Source organism: Corallococcus sp. AB045 (genome assembly GCF_003668895.1).
Classification (GTDB): domain Bacteria; phylum Myxococcota; class Myxococcia; order Myxococcales; family Myxococcaceae; genus Corallococcus; species Corallococcus coralloides.
This window is the reverse complement of the sequence record NZ_RAWN01000264.1, coordinates 1-10,861: the sequence shown is the minus strand read 5'-3', so window position 1 is coordinate 10,861 and position 10,861 is coordinate 1. Positions and strand designations below refer to the sequence as shown.

At 69.8% G+C, this 10,861-nt stretch carries 9 protein-coding genes; 5 read left to right on the top strand and 4 right to left on the bottom strand.

The genetic code is table 11. The features are described 5' to 3' along the window. On the top strand, positions 1 to 936 hold a 936-nt coding region (locus D7Y21_RS37275), incomplete at its 5' end, for a TIGR02266 family protein (protein WP_370039825.1). 5 nt (positions 937 to 941) lie between these two features. Here D7Y21_RS37275 and D7Y21_RS43725 read toward each other — a convergent pair. Together D7Y21_RS43725 and D7Y21_RS37265 are read right to left on the bottom strand one after the other, a co-directional pair. Next, positions 942 to 1,664: an immunity 52 family protein gene (locus D7Y21_RS43725; RefSeq protein WP_121718227.1), complete on the bottom strand. Its 723-nt coding sequence runs from the start codon at positions 1,662 to 1,664 to the stop codon at positions 942 to 944. Positions 1,665 to 1,678: 14 nt separating this feature from the next. After that, positions 1,679 to 3,043, bottom strand: a complete 1,365-nt coding sequence (locus D7Y21_RS37265; protein ID WP_233612439.1) for a restriction endonuclease fold toxin 5 domain-containing protein — start codon at positions 3,041 to 3,043, stop codon at positions 1,679 to 1,681. A gap of 107 nt (positions 3,044 to 3,150) precedes the next feature. On the opposite strand from D7Y21_RS37265, the gene D7Y21_RS37260 reads away from it, so the two are divergent. Next, entirely contained in the window at positions 3,151 to 4,587 is a 1,437-nt protein-coding gene (locus D7Y21_RS37260; protein WP_121718226.1) for a metallophosphoesterase, read from the top strand. A 64-nt stretch (positions 4,588 to 4,651) separates the two neighbouring features. Here the strand turns inward: D7Y21_RS37260 and D7Y21_RS37255 are convergent, their stop codons facing one another. Continuing rightward, entirely contained in the window at positions 4,652 to 5,725 is a 1,074-nt protein-coding gene (locus D7Y21_RS37255) for a hypothetical protein (protein WP_121718225.1), read from the bottom strand. A 159-nt stretch (positions 5,726 to 5,884) separates the two neighbouring features. Here D7Y21_RS37255 and D7Y21_RS37250 point away from each other — a divergent pair, with 159 nt between their 5' ends. The 3 genes from D7Y21_RS37250 to D7Y21_RS37240 all read left to right on the top strand — a co-directional run bounded on the left by D7Y21_RS37250 (position 5,885) and on the right by D7Y21_RS37240 (position 8,511). Continuing rightward, positions 5,885 to 6,367, top strand: a complete 483-nt coding sequence (locus tag D7Y21_RS37250) for a hypothetical protein (RefSeq protein ID WP_121718224.1) — start codon at positions 5,885 to 5,887, stop codon at positions 6,365 to 6,367. A gap of 638 nt (positions 6,368 to 7,005) precedes the next feature. Continuing rightward, positions 7,006 to 7,440 carry a cupin domain-containing protein gene (locus tag D7Y21_RS37245; RefSeq protein WP_120564726.1) on the top strand — a complete coding sequence of 145 codons (435 nt, stop codon included), beginning with the start codon at positions 7,006 to 7,008 and terminating at the stop codon, positions 7,438 to 7,440. A gap of 171 nt (positions 7,441 to 7,611) precedes the next feature. Beyond that, entirely contained in the window at positions 7,612 to 8,511 is a 900-nt protein-coding gene (locus D7Y21_RS37240; RefSeq protein ID WP_120564725.1) for an MBL fold metallo-hydrolase, read from the top strand. 6 nt (positions 8,512 to 8,517) lie between these two features. On the opposite strand, the gene D7Y21_RS37235 is transcribed toward D7Y21_RS37240, so the two are convergent. Further along, entirely contained in the window at positions 8,518 to 10,788 is a 2,271-nt protein-coding gene (locus D7Y21_RS37235; RefSeq protein ID WP_120564724.1) for an ATP-binding protein, read from the bottom strand. Positions 10,789 to 10,861: the final 73 nt, after the last annotated feature.

Genomic DNA, 10,861 nt, shown 5'->3' with positions numbered 1-10,861 from the left:
CCCATGCCCCCGTCCCCCACCCCTTCCCGGGAAGTCGAACTCGCGCGCGCCGAAGCCGACATGGCCCGGCTGGAAGCGCAGCTCGCCGAACAGGTGGCCCGCGCCACCGCGGATGCCGCCGCGTTGACCGACCGGCTCGCCCGCATGCGCCAGGCCCTGGCCCGGCCGGAGCATGCCGGGGACCCGCGCCTGTCCCAGTGGGCCATGCGCCTGGAGGACACCGAGTCCCCCGAGCCGTCCCCGGAGCTCGCGCGGCTGCGTGAGAAGGCCCTGGACGCGCGTGAGGCCGCGCTGGACACGCGCCGGCAGGCCGGGCTGGACCTCCAGTCCGCGCTGCGCGTGCAGCAGGAGGACGCCGCCCGGGTGGACAAGGCGCTGACGTCCGCCGAGTCCGACCTGAAGCGCGTCGAGGACGCCGCCAGGGCTCACGCGGAAGCCGAGGCGAAGGCCCGCCGCGCGGCGGAGGCGGAGACCCAGAAGGTCGTCCCGCCCCCGGCCCTGCGCCCGTCCCAGGAGAAGCCGTCCACGGAGACGCCGACGCGCGCGGAGCGGCTCCCGGCGCGCGCGCCCGTGGCCGCCACTCCGGCGAAGAGCGACGCGCGCAAGGCGGGCCGGGTGCGGATGCACACGACCATCGACACGCGCAGTGATTCCAACTTCTTCACCGGCTTCTCGATGGACATCAGCGAGGGCGGCATCTTCATCGCCACGGTGGAGGCGGTGCCGCGCGGCACTCCGGTGGAGCTGGACTTCACGCTGCCGGGAGGCCGGCCGCTGACGGTGAATGGCGTGGTGCGCTGGGCGCGCGACGGCAACGACCGCACCCCGGACCTGATGCCGGGCGTGGGCGTGCAGTTCACGACGCTGCCGCCGGAGGTGGCGAACGCCATCTCGTCGTTCGTGGCGACGCGCGACCCGATGTTCTACCCGGACTGAGGGGCTCAGGTGCCCCAGGGACGCAGGGGCATGAGCAGCCCCGCGTCCTGGAGGCGCGCCTGGACGTCCGCGGCCAGGGCGACGTGGGCGGGGTTGGAGACGGTGAACTTCTCCGGCGTGAGGGTGATGAGCGTGCCCCGGTCCGGGATGTGCTCCACCTGGACCGGCGCGGGCAGTGGGGGCACGGGGCCGCGGAAGTCGGCGAAGTACATGACCCAGCCGCCATAGGTGCCGAGCTTGGGGAACTGCTCGGTCACGATGGTGTCCACGTGTTGATTGGACGTGGCGAGGGCGAACTCGGGTTCCCACGCGAGCGCCATGGCGCGCACCACGCCGGTCATGACAGGCGCGGTCACGACGCGGTTCGCGACCTCACTCTGGCCCAGAGGGTTGAGGATGCAATGGGAGGTCACGTAGGTCGAAGATCCGCCGCAACTGCCATTGACCCCAGAGGTTTCATCTGGCGACGCCCCGGCCCAGAGCCAGAACCTGGAGCCGTCACCAACCCGGTTGCTCTTCTGTCCCAGTAGCTTCGCAAGCGTCATAGCCTCTGGCTGGACCTGTCTCTTGCGTGCCTTTTCGAAGGTTGCTGCGGATTGATGCCAGCGGCTCCAGCTTGGATCGAGTGGAGCCATCATCCCAAGGAAGGACTCCAGGCGTCGGGCACAGGCGTCGATTGGCTCCAGACGAGCCAGCCAGTAGCAAGCCGCGTAATGCGTCTCAAGCATGGCTCCAGCATGCCTCATCGAATCGGCGGGATGGGTACCACTTCAATCGGATAGCTCCGATCTCGGAAGGCTTTTCGGAGGAAGTCAGCGAATCGCTCCTCCGCCACAATCCAGCGGATGCGCCTTCCCTGCGCCAGCCTGACTTGACGCTCCGCCTGGACAAGGATCTTGTTGAAGCCCTTGTAGAACTCCTTCAGCGTCATGTTGTCCTGGATGAACTTCGCGTAGCCCGAGCCCTTGGCCTCCAGCAGCAAATCGTCCACCAGGTCGTAGCCGTCGAAGTCGACCTCTTCGTCTCCTACCTTGAGCCGGTACGCGGAGCCCTTCGGTGCTCCAGTCACCTGGGCCTGATAGTCGCGGGCGCGGTCGGACATCGACTCGTTCACCTGCACCCACTTGCCCGGGCCTCCCGCACTGCTGCTCGCAGGAGGCGGGCCCATCGTGGCCATGGCCACCGCCGTAGAGGCGAGCGTCACCTCCACCACGCCGTCCACCACCGCCACCGCGCTCACATCCAGCACGCGTGCCGGGTTGAAGCCTGCCTGTGTCGAGCCCAGTCGTACCGCGTCCGGGAAGCGCGGCATCAACGAGAGCGCGGATGACAGCCCCACCGTCACGCCGTGACTCACCAGCACCGTCACCGCGAGCACGAAGACGCGCGCCACCTCTGGCCCCAGTGCCTGCGCGAAGACCTCCGCCGCCTCCTCCAACTCCTGGAACGTCTGCGCCCTATCCGTCGCCGTCTTCAGCGCTCCGCACGCGCGCACCACCGTGAGGAACGACTGCACGCCCACGTACGCCAGGAACACGGCGGCAATCACCGCCGCGGCCTTGGTGAACAGGGGCTCCGGCGCCGCAGCCAGTACCACCCACGAAGTGATGGCCCCCGCCACCACGGACACGAAGAACTCCGGATTCAACGTGTCCTGCAACGCGGCTCCAATACTCGCGCGCAACGGATCCAGCGACATGCCCACCGCGAGCGTCAGCCGGTCCAGTTCACCGAAGCCCGCCCCATCCTCCAGCAAGGACAGACAATCCCCTGGAGCCTCATGCGCCCGGCACCACCGCCCGTACCCGTCCCGCAGCATGAACCCGAGCCCCAGGTCCAGCTGCGCCCCCTTCTTCGCGACCGCGCGCACCACCCTCGGTGACCGCACCGTCAGCGGCACCTCCAACACCAATCGCGCCAGCGCCGCCTCGAACTCCCGCGCACTGACCGGCACCCGCCGGTCCCACGTCACCGGGGCGTACGTCCGCGTCCCCTGCTCCGTGCGCAACCGCACCGTGGGCCCGCTGGCGCAGCCCGTGAGCAGCACGACCAGCAGCCCCCACACCCCAGCCTTGCTCGCGCTCATCCGGTTCTGGCCCTGTGACACTGGCGACACTCCTCGACAGGCGCCTTCTCCGGCCCTTCCACCAATGCTATGCGCATCCATGCAATTCATTTTTAACTTGAACATCTTGACTTCACTGGGAGCACATCTTGAATCCTTCTTCCCTCCTCGTATCCCTGGCCCTGGCCGGCGTGCTGTCCGCCTGCGGTCCTGGCGAGGCGCCTGAACCCCAGCACCTGGGCAGCACCACGGCGGCGCTGGACTGCGCCGCGCTCAGCAAGCCCGTGTATCACCGGGTGCGTCCGTCCACGGGCGACAGCCTCCTCACCCTCAACGCGAACGAGGCCGCCAACGCGGCCACCACCTACGGCTATACAGACGACCGGGGCACGCCCTTCAAGGCCGCGAGTTCCTCCGGCACCAGCCTGTCCCCCGTCTACCGGCTCTACAGCCCCAGCCGGGGTGAGCACATCGTCACCATCGACGCCACCGAGCGCTCGAACCTCATCGCCTCCGGCTTCACCACCGACGAGGGCGTGGGCTTCTATGCCTCCAAGACGGCGGACGCGTGCCTCGTGCCCGTCTACCGCTTCGACAACCCGGGCCTGAAGAAACACCGCCACGCCGTCACCCAGGCGGAGCGCGACGCGCTCACCACCGCAGGCTGGACCAACGAGGGCATCAAGTTCTACGCCGCGCCCACCACGGTGGACACGAAGTTCACCTTCGTCGTCATCCCCGACACGCAGCAGGAGACGGTCTACGCCCCCACCCGGCTCACCCACCGCATGCAGTGGATCGCCGACAACAAGACGGCCCAGGACATCCGCTTCGTGATGCACACCGGCGACCTGATGGACTGGGACACGCCCGACCACCTCCACTACCAGCGCGCCAGTGATTCGTACCAGGTGCTCGACACCGCCCAGATTCCCTACGCCATCGCCCTGGGCAACCACGACACGGCGGCCGTGTGCCAGGGCGGCAGCGCGTGCCCCGGCAACGTCAACGCCAACCTGCGCAACACCACCACCTTCAACACGTACTTCCCGCTGTCCCGCTTCAAGGCCCTGGGCGGTGTGTTCGAGTCCGGCAAGTGCGACAACGCCTACCACACGTTCAACGCGGGCGGCCTGAACTGGCTGGTGTTGAACCTGGAGCTGTGGGCCCGCACGAACGCCGTGAACTGGGCGAAGACCGTGCTGGCCCAGTTCCCCCAGCACAACGTCATCATCATCACCCACTCGCACCTGAACGGCAGCGGCGGCATCGAGCAGTCGAACGGTGGCTACGGCAACAACAGCCCCCAGTACGTGTTCGACAACCTCATCAAGCAGTACGCCAACGTGCGCTTCGTCTTCTCCGGCCACGTGGGCAACGCCGCCTACCGCACCGACACCGGCGTGAACGGCAACACCATCTACCAGATGCTCAACACGTTCCACGACGGCACCACCAATCCGACGCGGCTCGTGGAGGTGGACACCGCCGCCAACACCATCACCACGCGCGTCTACGCGCCGCTGACGAACACGGAGCGGGCGGATGGCGCGAAGGCGTACAGCAACGTGAACTGGGTCCGCTGAGCTGAGACACGCGAGCCCGCTTCCCCGTCGAGGAAGCGGGCTCCGTCATCGGATGCCCCCTGGCTCAGGGCTGGTTGGGATTGCCGATGTTCTGGAAGGGATTGAACGTGTACGTCGTGGAGAACTGCGACGACGGGCTGAAGTAGTACGCGGCCAGCTTCGCGGGGTCCTTGGCGATCTCCCCGCGCAGGATGGGGCCGTCGTTCTGGTCGTCCCAGCCCCAGGGCGCGTTCGCGGAGTTGGTGCCGCAGTTGCCCGCCACCAGCCCGCAGCCGCCGCTGGTGTCTCCCCGGAACGTGCCGTCGGAGGAGAACAGCGAGGTCAGGTCGCGGCGCTGCCAGAGGCCGTCCGTGGTGCTGTAGATGTCGAGCAGCTTGTAGCGCACGTCCGGGTCCGTGGCGGACGACGGCTGCTCCGCCAGCGTGAGCGACGGGTAGTACTTCACGCCGTCTCCGACGATGTCGTAGTACGGCCACGCCTTGAGGCCGTGGCCCTTGGCCTCCTGCGCGGTGATGGGGTGGAGCTCGCCCTCGAAGGAGGCCATGGACAGCGTGCCGTCGATGGACTCCGACCCCGACCCGAGCGGACTGCCGGACGGCACGAACGCGTAGAAGTCCTTGTGCGCCACCGTCACCGCGCCCACGAGCGCGCCGTACTCACTGCCGTCGCGCTTCACGATGAGCAGCACGCCCTCGCCGTCGTTCTCGTGCTCGGTGTCGAAGATGGAGTCGGACCAGTCCCGGGGGTGGAAGAACGTGTAGAGCAGGTACCAGTGCGTGGAGGTCTCCACCACCGACTGGTAGGCGTGCGCGGTGAGCGCTCGCGAGCCGGTGTTGTCCCAGTTGTTCGTCCCGCTCCAGTCCCCGTCGAAGTCCACGCGGGTGATGAAGTCGGACTTGCCGCTGAGCGAGTGCGAGCCCGTGACGTCCACGTCCTGGTAGTGGATGGGCGCCCACCGCTTCGTCAGCGCCGCCCGCGCCGCGGACGAACCCACGCCGTTCAACAGCGCCTGCCGGCCCTGTGCGAACACCTCCTCTTCTTCCAGCACGCCCTCACCGCAGGCGGAGAGCCACATCAAAGCCGTGGTGACGGCCGTGAACTTCAGGACAGGGGGAAGACGGCGCAGCGATGACCGCATGGGGGAACCGGCCTTTCCTTGCGAGGGGAAGGCGCTCATCAGACATCACCGTGAAATCTTTGTGAACGAAGGTTTGCTTGAACTTCCTGCCAAAGCCGTATGGCCTTGCGGGTGACCGTTCCGTCCGTGGGGCGGTCATTTCCAGGAAGGTGCTCCGTGATGAACATCCGTTCGTGGCTGGCGCTGTCGACGCTGGGATTGACCCTGTCCGCTCCGCTGGTGTTGGCGCAGCCGCGGTCCAGCCATGTCGATGCCACGTCCTACCTGTCGTCCCAGCCGGAGTATCTGTCGTGGCTGGAGCTGCGCTCGAACCTGAAGGACAACTTCGACCACATCTGTGGGGACACGTTCTGCGAAGGCGAGTACAGCAACATCCAGTCGCTGCGCTTCCAGTGTTCCGTCAACAGCGGGACGGGTGTCATTGGCCAGTGCGTCTGGGTGTTCGCCGCGAGCAACGAGGAGCTCAACCCGTCCACGGGTGAAATCTCCGTGCAGACGCAGACCTGGACCTGCCAGAGCCCGCTGGCCAGCGGCACCACCATGGCCTCGCTGCTGACGGCGCTCTCCGGGACCTCGCCCCTCTACGCCACGCTGCCCGGCACCAGCACGACGATCTACGACGGCCTGGTGGACTGCCTGTAGTCGACGGACGTCGTCAGACATCGCGACCGCGCGGGAGCGCTTCGAGCCTCCGCTCGACCTCCACATCCAGAGTGTGGAGGTCGCTTCAGGGCAGAGCGTCCTCGTGCTCACCGTGGGCGGCATCAGCGATTCCGTGCCGTACACCTTCGACGGGTGGGCAACACGACCCGCAAGATGGCGCAGGAGCGCTATGAGCTGCTGTTGCTGGAGCGTGCGCACAGCCGCCGTCGCTGGGAGAACCAGGAGGCCGATGAGGTGCTGCGCATCGTCGAGGCGGCTCGGTCCGCGGGGCGTCTCGTGGGACCGGTGGGACGGGGCCTGCCCGAGCTGCTCGACCGCCTTGGTGTACACCACAAGGGCAGGCTCTTGCGCGTGGCGCCAGGGACGCCAGGGGGCAGTGGCTCCGGACGATGTCGCCCCCCGGGGCCGCCGTTCGTCACCGCACGGTGGGGTCTCCGGCAGTGGACAACCGGGCGTCGGGCATGCCGGCGGAGCAATCCCTATCTTACCGGCGCCATCCGTCGGATACCGGACCGGCCTCCGTGGCAGGGGGTGAAACACAGGCCCTGTTTCTGGCAGAAAGAAAGACAACCCATGAGGGGGTGGGACCGCGTCCCCCCTGAAGGAGTCCCTGTCGCATGAGCACGATTCTCCGGACCCCACCCCTCGCTGGCGGCCGTCCCCCTCGTTGGGATTCGCGCCGCCGCGCCCCGCCAGCCTCCGCGTCCCTTCCCCCCGTGGAGAAGGTGAACCTGGCCCACGCATCCACCGACCTGCCGGCGCCTGGCATTGCCCGGCCCGTGGGCACGCTCCACGGCCAGCCCGTGCACCTGGTGCGGCTGATGGGCACCGGCCCCTGGTGCCGGCACGCCACCGGCGATGTCCTGTTCTTCGTCACCCGGGGCACCCTGCGTGTGGAGTTGCGCGAGCGCACCGTGGACCTGGAGGAAGGCGAACTGCTCATCGTCCCCCGCGGCGTCGAGCACCGTCCGGTCGCGGACGCGGAGGCGCTGGTGCTGATGTCGGCTCCATCGCCCGAAGGGGAGGCGGCCGGGCAGTCTCCCGCCCCCTGAGCGGCGTCCTGCCGCCCCCCGGCCAGGCGAGCCCCTGTCCTGCCCGGGCGCGGTGATTCCTCCCAGGGAACCCACGGCGCACTTTTGCCCTGAACGAACGGAAGGGGGCTTCCCGCGTCGGTTCACCCGCCGCTGGACGACCGCCGCCCTTCACGAGGAGCGAGAGCCGCCATGCGCATCCACCACCTGAACTGCACCACGATGTGCCCGCCCGGCCGGCGGCTCATGGACGGGCGGCGCGGCTTCACCGGCCCGGCGGCGCTCACCTGCCACTGTCTGGCGTTGGAGACGCCTCGCGGCCTGGTGCTGGTGGACACCGGCTACGGCCTCAATGACGTGTACGCGCCCCGCGTGCGGCTCAACGGCCTGTTCCGGGACGTGCTCTGCCGCCCCGCCCTGGCGGAGGAGTCCACCGCCATCCGCCAACTGGAGCGCATGGGCTTCCAGGCCAGCGACGTGCGCGACATCGTCCTCACGCACCTGGACTTCGACCATGCGGGCGGCCTGGATGACTTCCCCCACGCGCGCGTGCACGTCCTGGCGGACGAGTACCGCGTGGCCACCGCGCAGAAGACCTGGCTGGACCGCGCGCGCTTCCGCCCGATGCAGTGGTCCAAGGAGACGCGCTGGGAGACCTACGTCCCCCACCGGGGTGAAGGCTGGTTCGGCTTCGACTGCGTGCGCGAGCTCACCGGACTGCCGCCGGAGATCCTGCTGGTACCGCTCGTGGGCCACACGCTGGGACACGCGGGCGTGGCCATCGACACCGGGGAGGGGTGGCTGCTGCACGCGGGCGACGCTTATTTCTACCATGGCGAGATGGACCTGGACCGCTACCGGTGCACCTCCGGCCTGCGCGCCTACCAGAAGCTGATGCAGAAGGACGGGTGGATGCGCTGGTACAACCTGCGCCGGCTGCGCGAGCTGGTGCAGCGCCACGGCGAACAGGTGACGGTGTTCTGCGCGCACGACTCGCTGGAGTTCGAGCGGCTGGAGGAGCGCGAGAAGCTGCCCGCGGACTTCCCCATCCAGCCCGGCCTCGTCGCCCCCGTGCCCTCGCTGCACCTCTAACGGGCGTCACTGGTGGAGCGGAGACGACTCCGCCACCGACGTCTCCTCCATCAGCCGGGGCACGCGCGGCAGGTCCACCGTGAAGGTGGCGCCCCGCCCCGGCACGCTCTCCACGCGGATGACGCCGCCGTGCGCCTCCACCAGCTGGCGGGCGATGTAGAGCCCCAGCCCGTAGCCGGCCTTCGTCCGCGCGGCGCGCTCCCGCTCGAAGCGCTCGAAGACGCGGCGCTGGGCCTCCGGCGCGATGCCCACGCCCTCGTCGCGCACCCGCAGCCGCGAGTGGTCCGCGTCCAGCGCGCATACCGACACCGTCACCGGGTGGCCCCGGCCGAACTTCAGCGCGTTGGACAAGAGGTTGGTCACCACCCGGTCCAGGCGGATGCGGTCCCACTGCCCCACCTGCCCCTCCTCCACCTCCAGCCGCAGGTCGCAGCCCGCCTCCACGGCGGCCTCCGCGAAGCGCTCCACCACCTCGCGCGCCAGCTCCCCCAGGTCCATGGGCGCCGCGTCCAGCAGCCGCTTGCCGGAGGACAGCCGCGACAGGTCCAGCAGGTTGTGGAGCAGCTGGCCCAGCCGCTGCGCCTGCCCGCGCGCCGCCACCAGTCCCTGGCGCACGTCCTCGTCGCTGCCGGCCGCCTGCGAGCGCTGCACCTTGCTGAGCAGCAATTGCAGCGCTTGCAAGGGATTGCCCAGGTCGTGCGCGGTGACGGCGATGAGGTCCACCGCCTCGCGCGCCTCGCGCAGGAGCCGCGTGTTCTCCAGGGCCAGCGCCGCGCGGCCGGCCAGCTCCTCCACCAGCACCTGGTCCGCCTGCGTGAAGCGGCGGTGGCCCCGGGCCGTCAGCAGCACGAAGGCGCCCAGCGTCTCGCTGCCCGCGCGCAGGGGCACCACCATGGAGGAGCCGATGGCGACGCGCTCGATGAGCAGCCGGTGCTCGTCGGTCTCCGCGGAGGCCGCCAGGTCGTCCATCTCCACCTCCACGTCCATCCGCGAGCGCCCGGTGCGCATCACCTCCCAGACGACCGGAGGCATGCCCGAGCGGGGCGGAAACCGCCGCAGCGCCTCCCACAGGCTCGCCTCGCGTTCGGGCTGCACGTGCGTCACCGCCCGGGGCCTCAGCTCGCCCGCGGGCGTGAGCAGGTAGAGGATGCAGCCGTCCGCCACCTCCGGCACCAGCAGCCGCGCCACCTCCGCCGCCGTCAGGTCGGGGTCCAGGGACTGGTGGAAGACGCGGCCGGCCTCCGCGAGCAGCTCCTGCACCCGCTCCTGGCGCCGCTGCTCGGTGATGTCGCGCGTCACCACGGAGAAGCCCTGGGGCCCGCCGTCCTCGTCGCGCAGCGCGGTGATGGACACCTCCGCCCAGAAGCGCGAGCCGTCCTTGCGCTGCCGCCAGCCCTCCGTGCGCAGCCGCCCCTCCTGGAGGGCCCGCGACAGGTCCCGCTCCGACCTGCCCGCCGAGGCCTCCTCGGACGTGTAGAAGACGGAGGTGGGCCGGCCTTGAATCTCCGCCTCGCTCCAGCCTTGGATGCGCTCGGCGCCCGGGTTCCAGCTGGCCACCCGTCCGCGCGCGTCCAGCAGCACCAGGGCGTAGTCGCGCACGCCCTCCACCAGCGCCTGGAAGCGGTGCGCGCTGGCCACCGCCTCGCGCCGGAGCGGGTGGAGCCGGCGGTGGAGCACCCACGCCAGCACCCCCGCCACCGCCAGCCCCAGCAGGGAGGCCAGGAGCAGCAGCGCCGTCTCCCACCGGTCCACCCGCACCGAGGACCGGTTCTCCACGGACAGCCGCTCCTGCACCCTGCGCTCCAGGTGGGCCTGCGCCTCGCGCACCCGCCCGTGGGCTTGGGCGAGCCGCTCGCGCGCCAGCTTCTGTTCCTGGGGCGTGGGCGTGTTCACGAGCGCGCGCAGGGCCGCTTCGTGCGCCTGCTCCGCGGCGCGCACCTCCCACACCAACGCCTCGTCCGCGGGAGTATCCAGCCGCGCGGCCAGCCGTTCCGCGGTGTCCAGGAAGCGCCGCCGTGCCTGCGCCGTGTCCCGGGAGAGCGACTGCCCGCCCGCCAGCAGCGAGCTGTTGGCCAGGGACACCTTGTCGCTGAAGGCCCGCCCCAGCAGCCCCACCTCCTGCAGGTCCAGGGAGCGCTCCATCACCCGTGACCGCACGGAGGCGCGCGTCAGCAGGAGCGCCACGACGGCCAGGACCAACAGGACGAGCGCCACCAGGAGGCTCGCCCCGAGCCCCCACCCCTCCTCCTGTCTCGCGCGCCTGGGACCTGCCGCCATGCGTCCCTTTCCCGCTGGACGCACATGTCCATTCGCGCCCCCGCGTCCATTCACGGTGGGGCCCTCCCTCCCT

Coding starts and splice junctions, on each gene's coding strand:
- D7Y21_RS43725 (WP_121718227.1), bottom strand. CDS start 1,664: ATGCTTGAGACGCATTACGCGGCTTGCTACTGGCTGGCTCGTCTGGAG.
- D7Y21_RS37255 (WP_121718225.1), bottom strand. CDS start 5,725: ATGCGGTCATCGCTGCGCCGTCTTCCCCCTGTCCTGAAGTTCACGGCC.
- D7Y21_RS37250 (WP_121718224.1), top strand. CDS start 5,885: ATGAACATCCGTTCGTGGCTGGCGCTGTCGACGCTGGGATTGACCCTG.
- D7Y21_RS37245 (WP_120564726.1), top strand. CDS start 7,006: ATGAGCACGATTCTCCGGACCCCACCCCTCGCTGGCGGCCGTCCCCCT.
- D7Y21_RS37240 (WP_120564725.1), top strand. CDS start 7,612: ATGCGCATCCACCACCTGAACTGCACCACGATGTGCCCGCCCGGCCGG.
- D7Y21_RS37235 (WP_120564724.1), bottom strand. CDS start 10,788: ATGGCGGCAGGTCCCAGGCGCGCGAGACAGGAGGAGGGGTGGGGGCTC.